General features: G+C 63.6%; 18 protein-coding genes. 11 read left to right on the top strand and 7 right to left on the bottom strand.

Annotated features, from left to right (window positions below; translation table 11 throughout):
- Positions 1–302 precede the first annotated feature (302 nt).
- Together B0G74_RS10185 and B0G74_RS10180 are read left to right on the top strand one after the other, a co-directional pair.
- Positions 303–560 carry a helix-turn-helix domain-containing protein gene (locus tag B0G74_RS10185; RefSeq protein WP_132376909.1) on the top strand — a complete coding sequence of 86 codons (258 nt, stop codon included), beginning with the start codon at positions 303–305 and terminating at the stop codon, positions 558–560.
- A complete protein-coding gene (locus tag B0G74_RS10180; RefSeq protein ID WP_132374687.1) occupies positions 550–1,842 on the top strand; it encodes a HipA domain-containing protein in 1,293 nt (430 codons plus the stop codon). The genes B0G74_RS10185 and B0G74_RS10180 overlap by 11 nt, the downstream gene beginning before the upstream one ends.
- Positions 1,843–2,005: 163 nt before the next feature.
- Here the strand turns inward: B0G74_RS10180 and B0G74_RS10175 are convergent, their stop codons facing one another.
- The 5 genes from B0G74_RS10175 to B0G74_RS10155 all read right to left on the bottom strand — a co-directional run bounded on the left by B0G74_RS10175 (position 2,006) and on the right by B0G74_RS10155 (position 5,883).
- Positions 2,006–2,785, bottom strand: a complete 780-nt coding sequence (locus B0G74_RS10175; RefSeq protein ID WP_132374686.1) for a peptidylprolyl isomerase — start codon at positions 2,783–2,785, stop codon at positions 2,006–2,008.
- Between the two features lie 11 nt (positions 2,786–2,796).
- Positions 2,797–3,111, bottom strand: a complete 315-nt coding sequence (locus B0G74_RS10170) for a BolA family protein (protein ID WP_132374685.1) — start codon at positions 3,109–3,111, stop codon at positions 2,797–2,799.
- A 1-nt stretch (position 3,112) separates the two neighbouring features.
- Positions 3,113–3,643, bottom strand: coding sequence for a septation protein A (locus B0G74_RS10165; protein WP_095419421.1), 531 nt, complete (start codon positions 3,641–3,643; stop codon positions 3,113–3,115).
- 167 nt (positions 3,644–3,810) lie between these two features.
- Entirely contained in the window at positions 3,811–4,233 is a 423-nt protein-coding gene (gene msrB / locus B0G74_RS10160) for a peptide-methionine (R)-S-oxide reductase MsrB (RefSeq protein WP_132374684.1), read from the bottom strand.
- 93 nt (positions 4,234–4,326) lie between these two features.
- Complete coding sequence (locus B0G74_RS10155; RefSeq protein WP_132374683.1) at positions 4,327–5,883, bottom strand: protein adenylyltransferase SelO; 1,557 nt, start codon at positions 5,881–5,883, stop codon at positions 4,327–4,329.
- A 191-nt stretch (positions 5,884–6,074) separates the two neighbouring features.
- Here B0G74_RS10155 and B0G74_RS10150 point away from each other — a divergent pair, with 191 nt between their 5' ends.
- The 3 genes from B0G74_RS10150 (at position 6,075) to B0G74_RS10140 (ending at position 11,275) form a co-directional block, all read left to right on the top strand.
- Positions 6,075–7,766 carry a 3-(methylthio)propionyl-CoA ligase gene (locus tag B0G74_RS10150; protein ID WP_132374682.1) on the top strand — a complete coding sequence of 564 codons (1,692 nt, stop codon included), beginning with the start codon at positions 6,075–6,077 and terminating at the stop codon, positions 7,764–7,766.
- Between the two features lie 158 nt (positions 7,767–7,924).
- The gene (locus B0G74_RS10145; RefSeq protein ID WP_132374681.1) at positions 7,925–10,009 is read left to right on the top strand and encodes a 3-hydroxyacyl-CoA dehydrogenase NAD-binding domain-containing protein; all 2,085 of its coding nucleotides are present in this window, start codon (positions 7,925–7,927) and stop codon (positions 10,007–10,009) included.
- An 87-nt stretch (positions 10,010–10,096) separates the two neighbouring features.
- Positions 10,097–11,275: an acetyl-CoA C-acyltransferase gene (locus B0G74_RS10140; RefSeq protein ID WP_132374680.1), complete on the top strand. Its 1,179-nt coding sequence runs from the start codon at positions 10,097–10,099 to the stop codon at positions 11,273–11,275.
- A gap of 109 nt (positions 11,276–11,384) precedes the next feature.
- Here B0G74_RS10140 and B0G74_RS10135 read toward each other — a convergent pair whose 3' ends face one another.
- Together B0G74_RS10135 and B0G74_RS10130 are read right to left on the bottom strand one after the other, a co-directional pair.
- Positions 11,385–11,888, bottom strand: coding sequence for an LEA type 2 family protein (locus B0G74_RS10135; protein WP_132374679.1), 504 nt, complete (start codon positions 11,886–11,888; stop codon positions 11,385–11,387).
- A gap of 70 nt (positions 11,889–11,958) precedes the next feature.
- Positions 11,959–12,333, bottom strand: coding sequence for a hypothetical protein (locus tag B0G74_RS10130; protein WP_132374678.1), 375 nt, complete (start codon positions 12,331–12,333; stop codon positions 11,959–11,961).
- A gap of 178 nt (positions 12,334–12,511) precedes the next feature.
- On the opposite strand from B0G74_RS10130, the gene B0G74_RS10125 reads away from it, so the two are divergent.
- From B0G74_RS10125 to B0G74_RS10100, 6 genes are all read left to right on the top strand, one after another.
- Entirely contained in the window at positions 12,512–14,008 is a 1,497-nt protein-coding gene (locus tag B0G74_RS10125; protein WP_132374677.1) for a PLP-dependent aminotransferase family protein, read from the top strand.
- 248 nt (positions 14,009–14,256) lie between these two features.
- Positions 14,257–14,646, top strand: a complete 390-nt coding sequence (locus B0G74_RS10120) for a hypothetical protein (RefSeq protein ID WP_132374676.1) — start codon at positions 14,257–14,259, stop codon at positions 14,644–14,646.
- Between the two features lie 409 nt (positions 14,647–15,055).
- Positions 15,056–15,541, top strand: a complete 486-nt coding sequence (locus B0G74_RS10115) for a PaaI family thioesterase (protein ID WP_132374675.1) — start codon at positions 15,056–15,058, stop codon at positions 15,539–15,541.
- A 116-nt stretch (positions 15,542–15,657) separates the two neighbouring features.
- Positions 15,658–16,656 carry an NADP-dependent oxidoreductase gene (locus B0G74_RS10110; protein ID WP_132374674.1) on the top strand — a complete coding sequence of 333 codons (999 nt, stop codon included), beginning with the start codon at positions 15,658–15,660 and terminating at the stop codon, positions 16,654–16,656.
- A 58-nt stretch (positions 16,657–16,714) separates the two neighbouring features.
- Positions 16,715–17,605, top strand: coding sequence for an SDR family oxidoreductase (locus tag B0G74_RS10105; RefSeq protein ID WP_132376908.1), 891 nt, complete (start codon positions 16,715–16,717; stop codon positions 17,603–17,605).
- 81 nt (positions 17,606–17,686) lie between these two features.
- Positions 17,687–18,646, top strand: coding sequence for an alpha/beta hydrolase (locus B0G74_RS10100; protein WP_132374673.1), 960 nt, complete (start codon positions 17,687–17,689; stop codon positions 18,644–18,646).
- Positions 18,647–18,682: the final 36 nt, after the last annotated feature.

The following is an 18,682-nucleotide window of genomic DNA, read 5'->3' as shown; positions in this document are numbered from 1 at the left end:
GCTGTCTAGTCCGCTTGGCGCCGGCAAGGCGGGCGGCACATGCGCCGGCCCTCGCAGCAGTGAGCAGATTGTCGACGCCTTGGTCCGTATCCGATCTGGTACGGGAAGAGCGATACACTCCAAATTGTTATGTTTCGTATCCGTTCGGGTACGAAACAGGCGTATAAGCCTCCAAAACATCATTTGGTACCCGACCGGGTACGAAATCAAGCCTGCCCCTTCGCCCCGTGGCATAATGTTCCCGAGCGGGTACGAACATACAGGGGCGGAAAGTGGTGCAATCCGAGACTTTCATTGGCGATATGACGGCCTTAGGCGATCTTGTGCGGGCATCGCGGCTCGCACAAGGGCTGACGCGCGACGACGTCGCCACCGCGACCGGCCTGTCTCCCAAGTTCATCACGCATATCGAGGCAGGTAAGCCGACAGCGCAGATCGGCAAGGTGCTGCACCTGCTCGGCGAACTGGGTATCACGCTGCGCGCCCAGGTTTCCGTAGACATCCCCGCAGACGTCTCGACCAAGGCGTCCCATCGCCGACGGAATCCTCATGGCCGCTAGAACGCTCGTCGCCTATGCGAATGGCCAACGCGTGGGCATCGTAAGCGATGACAGCGGCGTCTGGTCATTTACCTACGACGAGGATTGGCTGAGTCGTCAGGACGCGTTTGCGCTTTCACCCGCTTTCCCACTGGAAGCCCGGCCTTTCGTCGACGGCTCGAGCCAGCGGCCGGTGCAATGGTTCTTCGACAACCTTTTGCCGGAAGAGGAAATGCGCAGTGCGCTCGCTCGTGAGGCCAGGGTCGATGCGAGCGATGCGTGGGGTCTGCTTGCCTATTACGGCCGGGAGTCGGCTGGCGCCTTGACGCTGCTTGCCGAGGGCGAACAGGAGGCACCGAGCGGTCTGCAACCGTTGACGTACGCGAACCTGGAGGCACGCATTCAGGCGATGCCGCAGCATGCGCTCACCGCCACGGCGCCCAAACGCATGTCCGCGGCGGGCGCCCAACAGAAGCTGCTGCTGACCTTGCGCGGCGACGCGCCCGATTACGTACTCTTTGAGCCCGTGGGCAGTGAACCGTCCATGCATCTGCTCAAGCCCGACATGCGAAGCACGGGCTATCCGCATTCGGCGATCAACGAATTTTTCTGCATGCAACTCGCGCATGCGATGGGTGTGCGCGTACCGCCTACGCATTTTATGCGCGTGCCTTCGGCCTGCTACGTGATCGATCGCTTCGACCGTGACACGAGCAGCGAGCCGGCGCGGCGGCTGCATACCGTCGACGCCATGCAACTGTTGAACTACGACCGCAGCTTCAAATATCAGAACGCCACGGCGCAGGTGCTCAGGGACGCCATCGAGAAAACGAGCACGCGGGCAGTGGCGCGTCTCGATGTATTCCGATGGGCGATCTTCAATGTGCTCATCGGCAACGCCGACTCACATCTGAAAAACCTCTCGTTCTTCGTCACCCCGCGCGGCTACATGCTGGCTCCGTTTTACGACCTGGTCAGCACGGTCGTCTACCATACGCCGACCTATCAGCCGCAGCAGCGGGATCGTTGGCCACACTGCGACCTCACCATGCCAGTCGGAGACGCCATGCAGTTCGCGCAGATTTCTAGGAAGAACATGCTCGCATTCGGCGAAGCGCTTCGTCTCGCGCCGAAAGGCTCGGAAAAATTGCTGGATGACATGCTGGCCACGCTCGACACCCGCGTGGCGGACACCCGGCGCAGCGTCGAGAAGATCGCGCAGCCGAATGCCGGTGAGGTCCGGCTGCTCGACTCGACTGTCGCGATGCCGCTTGCGGAGATGAGCCGGGCGCTGCGCAAGTGATTGCCGCCGGCCTGACCAGACATGAAAAAGCCCCGTTCAGTCATTGACTGAACGGGGCCATGAACAGAAGCCGGGACCGCTGACAAATAAGAACCGAAAAGAACCGAAAAGAACCGAAGTACCCGCTCGAAGCGAGCCGCTCGCTCTTCAGCGGCAAACCTGCTTACTGAATCTTGGCGTTCTTACGCAGACCTTCTTCGAACGCTTGCAGCTTTTCCTGCTGGATCTGCTGCACGATCTGCGGGCGCACTTGCTCCAGCGGCGGCGGCGTGACGTCGCGCACGTCGTCGACACGGATGATGTGCCAGCCGAATTGCGTATGCACCGGCGTGTCGGTCATCTGGCCTTTCTGCAGATGCGTGGCCGCGTCCGCGAATTCAGGCACGTAGGCCTTCGGGTCCGACCAGTCCAGATCGCCGCCGTTCTTTCCCGATCCCGGGTCCTTCGAGAATTGCTTGGCCAGATCCTCGAAGCTTGCGCCGGCCTTGATCTTCGCGATCAGGTCCTTCGCCTGCTGTTCGTTATCCACGAGGATGTGGTGCAGGTGATATTCCTTGCCGCCCGCGTCCTTGATCAGCGCGTTGTAACGCGCGGTGACTTCGGCGTCGCTCGGTGTGTTGTTCTTCACGAAGTCTTCGATCAGCGCGCGCAGCACGACGGTTTGCTGTACCACGGCGATTTGCGCCTTGATGTCCGGACGATTCGGCAGGCCGCGGCGCAGCGCTTCCTGCATCAGGATCTCGCGGTTCACCAGTTCTTCGCGCACGGCCGTTTGCAGTTGCGGCGTATTTTGCTGGCCTTGATGAACCAGTTGGTCGATCAGCGCGTCGGCGCGTGCTTTGGGAATCGGCGTGCCGTTCACGACGGCGATGTTCTGTGCGAATGCAGGTGCGGCTGCAAATGCAGCCAGCAATACCCAGAGGCGGGTTTTCTTCAAGGTCATCGAAAATTTTCCTAGCGGGGCAACAAAGCGAATTCTTCGGGCGTATACGCCGTGATGGCAAGGGCGTGAATGCCGCGCTGCATGGCATCGGCCAGCGCATCATACACCATGCGATGCCGCGCCACGCGGGCCTTGCCGGCGAATGCGGCGGCCACGATCGTGACACTGAAATGACCGCCGGCGGAGGCGCCGGCGTGACCGGCGTGCTGAGCGCTGTCGTCGGTGATCCGGATCGAAGTGACCGGCGCCAGCGCGGCGGCGAGGCGCGCCTCGATCAACGCGGCGCGCTCGGCGGTGGTGGCGTGCATGAATACATCGCTCGTCATGTCATTCTTCCTTCATATACTTCGACAACCACAAACTCTGCCCGACGATGAACACCACCAGGCACCCGGTGGCACCGAACAGCTTGAAATTGACCCACTGGTCGGTCGTGTAGTTGTACGCGACGAACAGATTGACCAGCCCGAGCAGCACGAAAAACACCGCCCACACGACATTCAGCTTGCCCCAGATCGCGTGCGGCAGCGTGATCTGCTTGCCCATCATCGCTTCGATCAGGTTCTTGTTGAAGGCCAGTTGCGAGACGATCAGCGCGACCGAAAACGCCCAGTAGAGCACGGTCGGCTTCCATTTGATGAACGTGTCGTTGTGCAGCACGAGCGTGGCGCCGCCGAACACGGTGACGACGCCGAGGCTCACCCACAGCATCGGATCGACCTTGCGGTGGCGGAAAGCCACCCACGCGATCTGCACCAGCGTGGCGACGATCGCCACTGCCGTCGCCGTGAAAATGCCCCAAATCTTGAAGGCGACGAAGAACAGGATGATCGGGAACAGATCGAACAGGAATTTCATTATCTGGTCGGGGAATCGGAAAGTGAGCGGAAAGCGAGTCGAAGAATAAGGGCGCGGTGCGAAGCGTCGGGGCAGCCGGTTCGCAAACTGGATGAAGGGTGTCGCGGCCGGCGCGCGTCTGAATGGTCGCAGACGCCGGCCGGCAACGCGCCGGACTCCGCGCTGCGTTACTTGGGCTCGAATTGTAACGCAGCTGAATTGATGCAGTACCGCAGGCCGGTCGGCGCGGGTCCGTCTTCGAACACGTGGCCCAGATGCGCGCCGCAGTTCTTGCACTCCACCTCGATACGCAGCATGCCGTGCGAGCGGTCGGTCTTCTCGGTGATCACTTCGCCGTCGATCGGCTTGAAGTAGCTCGGCCAGCCGCAACCGGCGTCGAACTTGGTGTCCGATTCGAACAGCGGCGTGCCGCAACAGACGCAGTCATAGATGCCGCGGTCCCAGTGATCGTGATAGCGGCCGGTGAATGGGCGCTCGGTGGCCGCGTGGCGCGTCACCTGATATTCGATGTCGGAGAGTTGCTTGCGCCACTCGGCGTCGTCTTTCTGCACGGCGGGGGCGTCGGTCTTGAGTTCGTCGGGCTTGTTCATGGTCGGGGTTCCTGTCTCGGGCTTGTTTTGAGGGGACGCATGATGATCATGCAGATTCGGCTCATCACGCGCGATCACACGGCGTTCAGCGCGTCACGACGAGCAGCTCACTTCCAGCGAACTCGCCCAGTCCGGCGGCAGCCCCGCATATGCTTCGTGCTCGGGCTGTTCGTCGAACGGACGGCGCAGCACGGCCGCCAGTCGTTCCACTTCGGAAAAATCCTTCTCTTTCGCGTGACGGATTGCCGTCTCCGCCAGATGATTGCGAAGTACGAATTTGGGGTTCACACGGTTCATTGCAATGGCGCGCTCGGCGTCGTCGCGTGTTTCTTCGGACAGCCGCGCGCGGTAGTCGTTCGCCCAGGCGTCGAACGCGGCGCGGTCGAGAAACAGGTCGCGCACCGGCGCGTCGGCGCTCGCGTCGTGCTTCGACATGCGCGCCAGGTTGCGGAAAGTCAGCGTGAAATCCGCACGATTGGCGTGCATCACTTCGAACAGACCATTCACGAGCGAAGCGTCACCGTCACGTTCGGTTTCGAGGCCGAGCTTGGCGCGCATGCGCCGCTCCAGCGCCGGGGCGAAACGATCCTTGAAGCCGCCGAGCACGCGCTGCGCGTCTTCGATCGCCTTGTCGCCGCGCACACTTTCCTCATGCTTTTCGCCCAGCAGCGGCAACAGCCCCTGCGCGAGGCAGAAGAGATTCCAGTAAGCGATCTGCGGCTGCATCTTGTACGCGTAACGGCCTTGCGAATCGGAGTGATTGCAGATGTAGCCGGCGTCGAAGCCGTCCATGAAACCGAACGGACCGTAGTCGATGGTGAGGCCGAGTATCGACATGTTGTCGGTGTTCATCACGCCGTGGCAAAAGCCGACCGCCTGCCACTCGACCATCAGGTCAGCGGTCGACATGACCGCTTCGTCGAGCAGCGCGAGATACGGATCGTCGGCTTCGCGGCAATGCGGATAGAAACGCTCGATCACGTGATCGGCGAGCGCGCGCAGCGCGTCGGTGCGATCGTTCGAATAGAAGTGCTCGAAGTGGCCGAAGCGCACGAAGCTCGGCGCCACGCGCGTGACCACCGCCGCCGTTTCGATCGTCTCGCGCCGCACCGGCTGATCGGAGCCGATCACGCACAGCGCGCGCGTGGTCGGAATGCCGAGGTGATGCATCGCCTCCGAACACAGATACTCGCGGATCGACGAGCGCAACACCGCGCGGCCGTCACCCATGCGCGAATAGGGGGTGCGCCCCGCGCCTTTGAGCTGCAACTCGAAGCGCTGGCCGTCGTGTTCGACTTCGCCGAGGCCGAGCGCGCGGCCGTCGCCGAGCTGGCCGGCCCACACGCCGAACTGATGCCCGGAATACACCGACGCATAAGGCAGCGTCTCGGCCGGCCACTCGCGCGTGACGTTGCCGGAGAACAGTTCCGCAAAGCCCGGATCCTTCTCGAGGCCCGGCTCTAGACCGAGCAGTGCGGCGGTTTCGGCCGAGAACCCGACGAGGTACGGCGCGCTGAGCGGCGCCGCGGGCAGACGCGTCAGAAACACGCTGCCGAGCCGTGCGAACGCGCTCTCGTGCAACGTGGTGAGCGCGTCGGAAAGGGCCGTCAAAGGCCCGGATAACCCTGCAATGCTTGGGGAAAACGACATGTTGAGCGCCTCTGGATTAACCGATATTGTAAGTCCGCGCCCGCGGAGCTGCTGGCCGGCCGTACGTCTGTCACGTACCGATCCTGTCCAGATCGTTTGCCGGCTTCGCGCTTTTCGCCGATGGCGCGACGAGGCGCGCCCCCCGAGCTGCAAAACCAATTGAAACGATCAAGCCGAGGAGACCACTCTTTATGACGACGCCGCTGCTTGGCCAGATGATGGACGTGCCGCTTACAGTGCCTTCGTTGCTCGCACACGCCGCGCGGCATTTCGGCAGCACCGAAATCGTGTCGCGGCGTATCGAAGGCGACCTGCATCGCTATACCTATCGTGATTGCGAAAAGCGCGCGAAGCAGCTCGCGCAGGCTTTGATCGCGCTTGGCGTCGAACCCGGCGAACGGGTCGCGACGCTCGCATGGAACGGCTACCGCCATCTGGAAGCGTATTACGGCACGACCGGTTTCGGCGCCGTTTGCCACACGATCAACCCGCGTCTCTTTCCCGATCAGATCGCTTACATCATCAATCACGCCGACGACGCCTACGTGCTGTTCGACACCACGTTCGCGCCGCTCGTCGATGTCCTCGCGCCGCAATGCCCGAAAGTGCGCGGCTGGATCGCGCTCGCCGACGAAGCGCATCGGCCCGCCATGCAGACGCCGGCGCTCAGCTACGAAACGCTCGTCACCGCGCAGGACGGCAACTTCGAATGGCCGCCGCTCGACGAGCGGCAAGCCTCGTACCTGTGCTACACGTCGGGCACCACCGGCAATCCGAAGGGCGCGCTGTATTCGCATCGCTCGACGGTGCTGCATGCGTTCGGCGCGTCGCTGCCTGACGCGATGAGTCTTTCCGCGCGCGATTGCGTGCTGCCCGTCGTACCCATGTTTCATGTGAACGCATGGGGCATTCCGCATGCCGCGCCGTTGACCGGCGCGAAGCTCGTGTTCCCCGGCAAGGAACTCGACGGCAAGTCGCTGTATGAATTGATGGAAAGCGAACGCGTTACCTATTCGGCCGGCGTGCCGACCGTGTGGCTCGGCCTGCTCAACTACCTGCGCGAGGCGAAGGTGCGGTTTTCGTCGCTCGATCGCACGGTGATCGGCGGCTCGGCCTGTCCGCCGGCCATGCTGCGCACATTCGAGGACGACTACGGCGTGCAGGTGATCCATGCGTGGGGCATGACCGAAATGTCGCCGCTCGGCACGCTGTCCAAACTGACGTGGGAACAGAGCCAGCGTCCGCTGGAAGATCAGCGCAAATTGCTCGAGAAGCAGGGGCACGTGCTCTATGGCGTCGACATGAAAATCGTCGGCGAAGACGGGCGTGAGCTGCCGTGGGACGGCGTGGCATTCGGCGATCTGCACGTGCGCGGACCGTGGGTGATCAACCAGTATTTTCGCAAGGACGACTCGCCGCTCGTGGACGGCTGGTTTCCCACCGGCGACGTCGCCACCATCGACCGCGACAGCTTTCTGCACATCACGGACCGCTCGAAAGACGTAATCAAGTCAGGCGGCGAATGGATCAGTTCGATCGACGTCGAGAACGTGGCAATCGCGCATCCGGCCGTGGCCGAAGCGGCGTGCATTGCCTGCGCGCATCCGAAATGGACCGAGCGGCCGCTGCTGGTGGTCGTCAAGCGGCCCGGCTTCGAAGTCACGCGCGAAGAACTGATCGCCTTCTATGACGGCAAGGTCGCCAAATGGTGGATTCCCGACGACGTGGCCTTCGTCGACGAACTGCCGCACACGGCGACCGGCAAGCTGCAGAAACTCAAGCTGCGCGACATTTTCCGCGACCATGTCCTGCCGTCCGCGCTCGAAGACGAAAAGGATTGTCCTCTGACGCCGCTTGCCAGGGGAAACCCCGCCTGGAAATAAAACGAACGAGAATTGAACGAGCGTGCTTTTTTGTGTATTCTGCCTGCTGACCTCGGGAAAATCAGACAATGGGTCGGATCGCTGATCCGGCTCGATGAACCGGAAGGGCGGCGCGCCCACGCGTCGCGGTATTGCATGGATCGCATGGAGGCAGGCAGATGGCAGTGGACTACACAACTCATGACGGCGTGGCCGTCATCACGCTGAACAATCCTCCCGTGAACGGCCTCGGCCTGTCGACGCGAGCGGGTATCGTCGAGGGGATCGAGCGCGCGCAGAACGATCCGGCCATCAAGGCCATCGTGCTGACGGGCGCGGGCAAGGCCTTCTCGGGCGGCGCCGACATCACCGAATTCAATACGCCGAAAGCGACCCAGGAGCCGACGCTCGCCACGGTCATCAAGATCGTGGAAGGCAGCGCGAAGCCGGTGATCGCCGCGATTCACAGCGTCGCGATGGGCGGCGGTCTGGAACTGGCGCTCGGCGCGCATTACCGCGTGGCCGCGCCCGGCGCGCAAATCGCGCTGCCGGAAGTGAAGCTCGGCATTCTGCCGGGCGCGGGCGGCACGCAGCGTCTGCCGCGCGCCATCGGTCTCGAAGCGGCGCTCAATATGATCGTCTCCGGCGCGCCCGTCATGTCGGAGAAGCTCGCCGACTCCGGTCTGTTCGATGAACTCGCGCAAGGCGATCTGGCCGAAGCAGCGCTGGCGTTCGCGCGCAAGGTCGGCGCGAAAGAAGGCCCGCATCCGAAGGTGCGCGACCGTAAGATCGAGCATCCGAACGCTGCCGGGTTCATTCAGTTCGCGCGCAATACCGTCGCGGCCGTCGCGAAGAATTTCCCCGCGCCGCAGAAATGTATCGACGCGGTGGAAGCGGGCGTGCAGAACGGCTTCGACAAGGGCCTCGCGTTCGAACGCGAATGCTTCATGGCGCTCGTGCAGACGCCGGAAAGCCATGCGCTGCGTCACGCGTTCTTCGGCGAACGCGCGGCGAGCAAGATTCCCGATGTGCCGTCGGACACGCCGGTGCGCGACATCAGCCAGGTGGCCGTGATCGGCGCGGGCACGATGGGTGGCGGCATCGCGATGAACTTCATCAACGCGGGCATTCCGGTCACGCTGCTGGAAACCAAGCAGGACGCGCTCGAGCGCGGCCTTGCCACGATCCGCAAGAACTACGAAGCGACCGTCAAGAAGGGCAAGCTCAAGCCCGAGGCGCTCGAACAGCGCATGGCGCTGATCACGCCGACGCTTTCCTACGATGACCTGAAGAACGCCGACCTGATTGTAGAAGCGGTGTTCGAAGAACTCGGCGTGAAAGAGCAGGTGTTCAAGCGTCTGGACGAAGTGGCAAAGAAAGGCGCGATCCTCGCCTCGAACACGTCGACACTCGACGTCGACAAGATCGCCGCATTCACGAAGCGTCCGCAGGACGTGGTCGGCATGCACTTCTTCAGCCCGGCCAACGTGATGAAGCTGCTCGAAGTGGTGCGCGGCAAGGAGACGGAGAAAGACGTGCTCGCCACCGTCATGAAGCTCGCCAGGAAGATCAGGAAGACCGCGGTGGTCTCGGGTGTGTGCGACGGCTTCATCGGCAATCGCATGATCGAGCAGTACATCCGCCAGGCGCTCTTCATGCTCGAAGAAGGCGCGCTGCCCGCGCAGGTCGATCGCGCGATCGAGAAGTTCGGCTTCGCGATGGGTCCGTTCCGCATGAGCGACCTGGCCGGCAACGACATCGGCTGGGCGATCCGCAAGCGCCGCTATCAGGAACATCCTGACATGCACTACTCGAAGATCGCCGACCGTCTGTGCGAGACCGGGCGCTTCGGCCAGAAGACCGGCGGCGGCTGGTACGACTACAAGGCGGGCGACCGCACCGCGTATCCGTCGAAAGTGGTCGATGACATGATCGTCGCGTTCTCGAAGGAAACCAATAGCGAGCGCCGCAAGATCTCCGACGAGGAAATCGTCGAGCGACTCGTATTCGCGCTCGTGAACGAAGGCGCGAAGATTCTCGAAGAAGGCATTGCGTCGAAGGCGTCGGACATCGACATGGTCTATCTGACGGGCTACGGCTTCCCGCTCTATCGCGGCGGCCCGATGCTGTACGCGGATACGGTGGGCCTCTACAACGTCGAGCGCGCGATTCGCCGCTATGCGGCGCGGCCGAACGGCGACGCCTGGGAACTGGCGCCGAGCATCGCGGAACTGGCGGCGAAGGGCCGCGGGTTCACCGGCTGAGCCGGCGCTCTTGTGAACTGACTGAGGTGGCGCCGCGCGACGATTCGCCGGCGCGCCACCATCGATATCTGGAAGTAGGAGATATGCATGACTGATGCCGTAATCGTATCGACCGCCCGTACGGGTCTCGCCAAATCATGGCGTGGTGGTTTCAACATGACGCACGGCGCGACGCTCGGCGGCCACGTGACGCAGGCCGCCGTCGAGCGCGCGAAGCTCGACCCGGCGCGCGTCGAAGACGTGATCATGGGCTGCGCCAATCCGGAAGGCGCGACGGGCATGAACATCGCGCGGCAGATCGTGCTGCGCGCCGGTTTGCCGGTCAGCGTGCCGGGCATGACGGTGAATCGTTTCTGTTCATCGGGATTGCAAACTATCGCGCTGGCCGCGCAACGCGTGATCGCCGGAGAAGGCGACGTGTATGTGGCAGGCGGCGTCGAATCGATCTCGTGCGTGCAGAACGAGATGAACCACCACATGCTGACCGAAGGCTGGCTCAGCCAGAACAAGCCGGAAATCTACTGGTCGATGCTGCAGACCGCGGAGAACGTCGCGAAACGCTATTCGATTTCGAAGGAACGTCAGGACGAATACGGCGTGCGTTCGCAACAGCGCGCCGCGGCCGCACTCGAAGCCGGCAAGTTCAAGGACGAGATCGTGCCGTTGACGGTGCTCGCCGGTGTCGCGGACAAAGCTACCGGTCGTCTCTTCACGAAGGAAGTGACCGTCAGCGGCGACGAAGGCATTCGCGCCGACACCACGCTCGAAGGCGTGTCGAAGATTCGCACCGCGCTGCCGGGCGGGGTCATCACCGCGGGCAATGCGAGCCAGTTCTCGGATGGCGCGTCGGCTTGCGTGGTGATGAACGCGAAGGTGGCGGAGCGCGAAGGCCTGCAGCCGCTCGGCATTTTCCGCGGCTTCGCGGTGGCCGGTTGCGAACCGGACGAGATGGGCATCGGGCCGGTGTTCGCGGTGCCCAAACTGCTCAAGCAGGCGGGTCTGAAGGTCGAGGACATCGACCTGTGGGAGCTGAACGAAGCGTTCGCGGTGCAGGTGCTCTATTGCGCCGATAAGCTCGGCATTCCGCAGGACCGTCTGAACGTGAACGGCGGCGCGATCGCGGTCGGCCACCCGTATGGCGTGTCGGGCGCGCGGCTGACCGGCCATGCGCTGATTGAAGGCAAGCGGCGCGGCGCGAAGCTGGTCGTCGTGACCATGTGCATCGGCGGCGGGCAGGGTGCGGCGGGGTTGTTCGAAGTGATTTGATCCGGCAGGAGCGGTAGCGGACAGCGGGTGCCATGTGGTTCGGCGCGAGAGCGGCGAAACCGCGGCACCCGTTTTTATTCGTGCATGGTGTCCACCGTCATGAGCCGTCTCAGGGCAAAGCCATGCTGGACGACGGCAGGCTCAGAGTTCCCTGGTCGATGAAGCGTGTCGTGCCCGTCAGTCCGCCTGCGAGCTTGCCGCGCAGAATGTACGGAATTTGTCCCGACTCCGTGGCCCCCGCGAAGGCAAACGCCTGCCGGATTGCGGCGAAAGCCGGCACCGTCAACGGCACATTGACGACCGTTTCTCCGTAGCGCGGCACGGTGCCCGCCTGGTCGCTCACACCGCTCGCGAACGGCTTGCCGTTCAGTTCGAGATCGAGCGACACGCCGTTGAAGTTGACCGCGGAATCGTTCGGATTCTGCACGCGCAGTTTGACGTTGAAGCGCATCTCGAGGCCTTGACCGTCGATCGGTTCGATGCCCGCCACGTTGACGCGCATCGGGTCGCCGCCGAAGAAGCCGGCGCAACCGTTGAGCGTCAGCGTGACGAGGGCGAGGATCGTGGTCAGACGAACGGAACGTCCGGACAGCAGCGCGCGGAAGAAGGACATGACCTGCACCTCGCAAGAAGCGACTTGTGTCATGCATTGTACCGGGCCGTGCCTCGCGCCAAGCGGTGTTTCAGGCCGCGCGCCGCAGCCGTGTTTTGACGAGGCTGGCCAGATGGTGCAAAGCTTGGCCTATCAGACTGCGATCGTCCTTCCGCGCGCCCGGAGGTTGTACGACAAACGCAGCCGCGTTCACATGCGCGGCACTGATCGACACGACGCCGCGCTGCGGCGTCACGAAGCACTCGCCTTCGTGCAAGGTGATCGACGTGAGCGGCACGGCGTCGCCGAGCCATGCCAGCGAGTGATCGCGGAATTCGAGTTGCAAGTCGCCTTCCACTGCGACGATCGAGGTCCGGGCGCGCAGGTCGCGCACGGCCAACTGGCCGGCCGTGAGGCGAGAAGCAGCGCCGCATGCCGGACCAAAGCGGGATTGACAGACTGACATGGCCGATTCCTTTAAAGCGTTTCCATACCACTCAGCTTATTGAGTTCGTTCGCGTGGAAACAGCCGCAGCCACCGGCAATGTGAACCGGTACAGCAGCGCGTTTCGGTGCGCTGTATTGGTCGGAATCGAACGGATGTGTATCTGTCGCGACGCGCGAACTGTGCGCACCATCGGTTCATGACCCAATCCCTCCTGACCCGGCAGGCAGCACCTGCGGACCGACTGCCGGATAGCCAGCCTCTCTATCGGCAATTGGCTGATCAATACCGTCGTGCGATCGGCAGCGGTGTGCTGCGTCCGGGCGACCGCATGCCGTCGATGCGCGCCTTCATGCAGCGGCACGGCGTGAGCCTCGCCACGGCGACCGAAAGCTACCGCGTGCTGGAACGCGACGCGCTGATCGATGCCCGGCCGCGCGCCGGCTACTTCGTGCGCGTGCCGCCCACGGCTGCGCTGCCGGGCGCGTCCGAGCCCGATCTGGGGGTGCTACCGGGCGCCGCGCAGTTCGTCGGCATTCACTCGGCGATTTCCGCGATCGTGTCGAAGTTCCAGCGCTATCCGGACGCGCTGAATCTCGGCGGCGCGACGGCGTCGCCCGATCTGTATCCGACAGATGCGTTGCAGAAAGCCGCGCTGCGCGCGTTGCGCAAGCGGCCCACCTTGCTGACCGCCGCCGGGCACGACCAGGGCGATCCAGCCCTGCGCGCGATCATTGCGCGCCGCGCGCTCGACGCCGGCATCCAGATCGGCGCCGACGACATCATCATGACGCACGGCGGCATCGAGGCCGTGAACCTCGCGTTGCGGGCGGTGACCCAGCCCGGCGACACCGTCGCGGTCGAGTCGCCGTGTTTTTTCGGACTGCTGCAGGCGCTCGAAAGCCTCGGCTTGCGCGCGCTCGAAATTCCGGCCAGTCCGAGCACCGGCCTCGCCGTCGAAGCGCTGGCCTTCGCGCTGCAAACGCATCCCGATATCAAGGCCGTGGTCGCGGTGCCGAACTTGCAGAACCCGCTCGGCAGCGTGATGCCCGACGCGCACAAGGCGCGGCTCGTCGAGCTGTGCGCGCGAGCCGGCATTCCGCTGATCGAAGACGATCCGTACCGCGAACTGGCCGACACCGCCCAGCCGCCCAAATCGCTAAAGGCGTGGGATACCGACGGCACCGTGATTCACTGCACGTCTTTCAACAAGGTGCTGGCGCCCGGCATGCGGGTCGGCTGGATCAACGGCGGCCGCTGGCATCCGCGTATCGGCATGCTGAAGTTCGCGCAGTCGCGGCACAACGAACAACTGTCGCAAGTGGTGCTCGCCGAATTTCTGGAAACGAACGCGTATGAGCGGCATTTGCGGCGCTTGCGTGACCGGCTACGGCTTCAGCGCGAACGGATGGCGGCCGCGATCGCGACCTCGTTTCCCGACGGCACGCGCTTCACGCCGCCGGGCGGCGGGATGTTTTTCTGGATCGAACTGCCGCGGGAAATATCGTCGACGGCGTTCTTCGAGGCCGCGCTGGACGACGGCATTCGCGTGATGCCGGGGACGGTGTTTTCGAATGCCGGGCGCTTCGACCATTTCATCCGGCTCAGTTCACCGAGCACGGATCTCGATCTGGCCGACGAAGCCGTGCGCAGGTTAGGGCGGCTGGCCGCGCGCATGGCGGCGCATTCAGGTTGATGCGGATGCGGCGCCGATGTATAAGTGCTTGAAGAACCACATTACTTTGATAATCGGCGGATCGTCTGCCAGCGCAGTGGTTCGTTGCAAGGAGTCACGAAAGACCTGGAAAGCACTCCGAATGGCATCTTCCTATCATTAGCAATCCGGTCATGTGCTGATTGCTCCCTGACTGCTTCTGGCAGATCGTTTTGAAGGCAATGCCGATCTGCCCCGCGTTACCACTCGAAGATCACCACGGAGACGATATGCCATTCATTTGTGAAAATGTCGAGTGCCGAGCTGTGCTTGCCCGCAAACAGGTCAAACCGAATCGGGACAACAATTCGTTTTACTTCTATTGCCCCGACTGCAATACGCGCAACGAACTGATCGACGTCGGCGCCGCCGGCGGTCCCCTGGAACTGATTCAGCCCGTCCGGCAAGGGCTTCCGCACAAGGTGGTCGCAACGGCCCGGCCTCTGGAAGACGGAAGATACGCGGCGCAGTTATGCATCCAGAAAGCGCTTGGAATCAAGGGGCCTTTTGCTGCGGAGGAACGTTGGGATCAGCTAGGCATTTTCCCCGACCCGCAAGATGCCGTCAGCTATGCGAAGACCACCGCAGCCGATTGGCTGGGGGCTGACTTCAGACACTAAAAACGCCGGACGGTTCGGTGCCGCGCTCGCGCGCCGATCTCGACGGTTTGTCTGTGAACGTCTCGTAGGCTCCTTCTAATTCGCCGCCGACTTAGCCTGTACCCGATTGGAGTCAATCGCCGACTCCAATCGGGGAGCAGCCCTGCCGGTCGTCGCAATGCCTTTCCGTTCGACCCCACGGGCGTGATTTCGCCGCAGTGCGCAACGTTCGCGAGCGAGCCGTCAACCGCATCGCCGGGGCCCGTTTCTGCCCGCCCAAACCGCCCGATAAAACTCCACCCATCGCGTAAGTTTGATAGGCTTGCTCTTTGCCTTGGCCGATGAGGAAGCTCGAACAAAATGCCAAAGCCTCCTCACGCGCCCCGCATCAATCTCATGAACGTACCGACTACACAATCTGCAAACAGCCATGACCGATTCGCCTTCATCTAACGCGAGCACTGCTTCGATGCCCGAGAGCCCGTTCGTCGACCGCCTCGGCGCGCAGCTCCTCTCGGCCGCGGACGGCGCCAGCGAAGTCGTGCTGCCGCTGCGGCAAGATCATATGAACACGTGGGACGTTGCCCACGGCGGCGTCACGATGACGCTCGCCGACGTCGCGCTTGCGATGGCCGCGCGCAGTCTCGCCGGCGACGGCGTCGGCGTCGTCACGGTCGAGATGAAGGTCAACTTCATGCAGCCGGGCCGCGGCGAATTGCGCGCGAGCGGCCGCGTGCTGCACCGCTCGACCACCATGGCCTACTGCGAAGGCGAGATCCGCGACAGCGAAGGCCACTTCGTCGCCAAGGCGCTCGGCACCTTCAAGTACATGCGGCGTCTCGCCGTGGGCCGCGACATCACGCAACAGCGCCTGCGCAGCGACCCGTCGGCAAAGCCCGGTCCTAGCGACGGCTGAATGCCACCGTGCGAACCGCGCGTGTGTGCGAGAGAGCCGTGCGCTGGTTCCTGCCTTCACAAAACGCCGTTCGAATCATTCGCCGAATTCATCGGCAACTCATGGAGACGATCGTCATGCCCCAGATCAACCGTCAACTCGTGCTGGCGTCGCGCCCGCAAGGCGCCGTGACGCCCGACAATTTCCGCCTCGTCGAAACGCCGCTCGCCCCACTGGCCGACGGAGAATTGCGCGTGCGCAATCATTTCCTGTCACTCGATCCGTACATGCGCGGCCGCATGAACGACAGCAAGTCGTACGCGGCGCCGCAGCCGTTGAACGAAGTGATGATCGGCGGCACGGTCGGTGAAGTGGTGGAGTCGAAGAATCCGAAGTTCGCGGTCGGCGACAAGGTCGTCGCGATGTTCGGCTGGCAGGAATACGGCACCTCGAACGGAACCGGCGTGCAGAAAGTCGATGATACGCATGTGCCCTTGTCGGCCTATCTCGGCCCGGTCGGCATGCCGGGTGTCACGGCGTGGTACGGGCTGAACCGCATCATCGCGCCGAAAGCGGGCGAGACCGTGGTGGTCAGCGCGGCGAGCGGCGCGGTGGGCAGCGTGGTCGGCCAACTGGCGAAGCTGGCGGGCGCACGAGCGGTCGGCATCGCCGGCGGCGCGGACAAGTGCCGCTATGTCACCGAGACGCTCGGCTTCGACGCTTGCGTCGACTACAAGGCCGGCAATCTCTATCAGGACCTCAAGGCCGTGACGCCGAATGGCGTGGACGGTTACTTCGAGAACGTCGGCGGCGAAGTGCTCGATGCGACGCTCGCGCGCATGAACGCGTTCGGCCGGATCGCGCTGTGCGGATTCATCGCGGGCTACGACGGCCAGCCGCTGCCGCTCAAGCATCCTTCGCTGATGCTCACGCAGCGTTTGCTCGTGCAAGGCTTCATCGTCAGCGAGCACATGGACGTGTGGCCGGAAACGCTCAAGCAACTCGGCACGCTGGTCGCGCAAAAGAAGCTGGAATATCGCGAGACCATCGCGCAAGGACTCGATGCGGCGCCCGACGCGTTCATCGGCCTGCTCAAAGGCAAGAACTTCGGCAAGCAACTCGTCAAGCTGATCTGATGGCGACGGCGGTCAAGCGAATCACACAACACGCCGATCAACCCAGGGGAGTCACATGATGTTCGAATTCGCAGGCAAGGTGGCGGTGATCACCGGTGCGGCGAGCGGTTTCGGCCGCGCGTTCGCGCAGAAGGGGGCGGCGCTCGGCATGAAGCTCGTGCTGGCCGACGTCGATCCCGACGCGCTCGCGCAAACCGTCGATGCCTTGCGCGCCGACGGCGCCGAGGCGATCGGCGTGCCGACGGATGTCGCGAGCGCCGCGCAAGTCGAAGCGCTCGCGCAAGCGGCGCTCGACGCCTACGGCCGTGTGCATCTGCTCTTCAATAACGCGGGCGTGGGCTCGGGCGGCTTCCTCTGGGAAAGCTCGGCGAACGACTGGTCGTGGGTGTTCGGTGTGAACGTGATGGGTGTCGCGCATGGCGTGCGGGTCTTCACGCCGATCATGCTGGCGCAGAACGAGCCGGCGCATATCGTCAACACGGCGTCGGTGGCGGGGCTGCTGTCGCCGCCCGCGATGGGCATCTACAACGCGTCCAAGCATGCCGTGGTGTCGCTCACCGAAACGCTGTATCACGACCTGCAGTTGGCCCAGGGTGGAGAGGCGGCAGCGGGTGGGCTCGTCGGCTGTTCGCTGCTGTGTCCGGCCTTCGTGCCGACCGGCATCGCCGATGCGGAACGCGCGCGCCCCACGGACCTGCGCAACGACAGCGGCCCGACGCGCTCGCAGATCGCCGCGGGCAAGCAACTGCAGCGTGCGGTGCAATCGGGCAAGCTGAGTGCCGACGATGTCGCCGACATGACCTTCGAGGCGATCGCCGCGCGGCGTTTCTACATCATCACGCATCCAGGCATCATGGCGACGGTGAAGCTGCGTCACGAGGACATCGAGCAGTTGCGCAATCCCACCGATCCGATGTCGCTCAAGCCGGAAGTGAAGAACGCCGGTTAGGCGCGACTTTCGTCGCATCGCCGGCGCGCTATCGCGCCGGTTTTTTTGAACCTTCGGCGCTCATGCGCCAACAGACGCACCATGCCGCTGAATCCGAAGATCGAGCAGGTGCTCGACATGATCGCGCGGGCGAAGCGCCCGAAGCTTCACGAAATGACCGCGCAAGACGCGCGGGCCTCGTACGAAAAAAGCGCACCGATTCTGGAGATCGCCAGCGCGCCGATGTTCGCGCTCGAAGATCTGCGAATCCCGACACGCGACGGCGCGACGATTCGCGCGCGCCTTTATCAGCCAGTCGAGCCGAGCTGGGCCGAGCCCGCGCCGGCGCTGGTGTACTACCACGGCGGCGGCTTCACGGTGGGCAGCATCGATACGCACGATGCGCTGTGCCGCATGTTCGCGCGCGACGGCCAGTGCACGGTGATGTCGGTCGATTACCGGCTTGCGCCGGAGCACAAATTTCCCACAGCCGTCGACGACGCGTTCGACGCTTTGATCTGGCTGCATACGCACGCCGCGGAATACGGATTGGATACCGGCCGGCTCGCGGTAGGCGGCGATAGCGCGGGCGGCACATTGGCGACGGTCTGCGCGGTGCTCGCACGCGATGCCGGGATCAAGCTCGCGTTGCAAATGCTGATCTATCCGGGCACGACTGGCTATCAGCAAACCGATTCGCACTCGCGCCTCGCAAACGGCTTTCTGCTGTCGGGCGACACGATTCAATGGTTCTTCGAGCACTACGTGCGCGATACAGGCGACCGCGACGACTGGCGTTTCGCGCCGCTCGACGGCCAGCGCGGCGCGCCCGATTTCAGCGGCGTTGCGCCGGCATGGATCGCCACCGCCGAATACGATCCCTTGAGCGACGAAGGCGATGCCTACGCGGAGAAATTGCGCGCCGCGGGCAATGCGGTCACGCTCAAGCGCTATCCGGGCATGATCCACGAGTTCTTCAAAATGGGCGGCTTCGTACCCGAGGTCGCAGAGGCGCACGCGGATGCCGCCGCGGCATTGCGTGCGGCGTTCGGCATCGAGTGAACGCGGTTGTGTGGCTGGCCAATCAACCGCCGACGG

The organism is Paraburkholderia sp. BL9I2N2 (assembly GCF_004339745.1).
GTDB lineage: Bacteria > Pseudomonadota > Gammaproteobacteria > Burkholderiales > Burkholderiaceae > Paraburkholderia.
Note: the sequence above shows the minus strand (reverse complement) of the source record. Positions and strands in the feature narration are given on the sequence as shown.

Coding starts and splice junctions, on each gene's coding strand:
- B0G74_RS10185 (WP_132376909.1), top strand. CDS start 303: ATGACGGCCTTAGGCGATCTTGTGCGGGCATCGCGGCTCGCACAAGGG.
- B0G74_RS10180 (WP_132374687.1), top strand. CDS start 550: ATGGCCGCTAGAACGCTCGTCGCCTATGCGAATGGCCAACGCGTGGGC.
- B0G74_RS10175 (WP_132374686.1), bottom strand. CDS start 2,785: ATGACCTTGAAGAAAACCCGCCTCTGGGTATTGCTGGCTGCATTTGCA.
- B0G74_RS10170 (WP_132374685.1), bottom strand. CDS start 3,111: ATGACGAGCGATGTATTCATGCACGCCACCACCGCCGAGCGCGCCGCG.
- B0G74_RS10165 (WP_095419421.1), bottom strand. CDS start 3,643: ATGAAATTCCTGTTCGATCTGTTCCCGATCATCCTGTTCTTCGTCGCC.
- msrB (WP_132374684.1), bottom strand. CDS start 4,233: ATGAACAAGCCCGACGAACTCAAGACCGACGCCCCCGCCGTGCAGAAA.
- B0G74_RS10155 (WP_132374683.1), bottom strand. CDS start 5,883: ATGTCGTTTTCCCCAAGCATTGCAGGGTTATCCGGGCCTTTGACGGCC.
- B0G74_RS10150 (WP_132374682.1), top strand. CDS start 6,075: ATGACGACGCCGCTGCTTGGCCAGATGATGGACGTGCCGCTTACAGTG.
- B0G74_RS10145 (WP_132374681.1), top strand. CDS start 7,925: ATGGCAGTGGACTACACAACTCATGACGGCGTGGCCGTCATCACGCTG.
- B0G74_RS10140 (WP_132374680.1), top strand. CDS start 10,097: ATGACTGATGCCGTAATCGTATCGACCGCCCGTACGGGTCTCGCCAAA.
- B0G74_RS10135 (WP_132374679.1), bottom strand. CDS start 11,888: ATGTCCTTCTTCCGCGCGCTGCTGTCCGGACGTTCCGTTCGTCTGACC.
- B0G74_RS10130 (WP_132374678.1), bottom strand. CDS start 12,333: ATGTCAGTCTGTCAATCCCGCTTTGGTCCGGCATGCGGCGCTGCTTCT.
- B0G74_RS10125 (WP_132374677.1), top strand. CDS start 12,512: ATGACCCAATCCCTCCTGACCCGGCAGGCAGCACCTGCGGACCGACTG.
- B0G74_RS10120 (WP_132374676.1), top strand. CDS start 14,257: ATGCCATTCATTTGTGAAAATGTCGAGTGCCGAGCTGTGCTTGCCCGC.
- B0G74_RS10115 (WP_132374675.1), top strand. CDS start 15,056: ATGACCGATTCGCCTTCATCTAACGCGAGCACTGCTTCGATGCCCGAG.
- B0G74_RS10110 (WP_132374674.1), top strand. CDS start 15,658: ATGCCCCAGATCAACCGTCAACTCGTGCTGGCGTCGCGCCCGCAAGGC.
- B0G74_RS10105 (WP_132376908.1), top strand. CDS start 16,715: ATGTTCGAATTCGCAGGCAAGGTGGCGGTGATCACCGGTGCGGCGAGC.
- B0G74_RS10100 (WP_132374673.1), top strand. CDS start 17,687: ATGCCGCTGAATCCGAAGATCGAGCAGGTGCTCGACATGATCGCGCGG.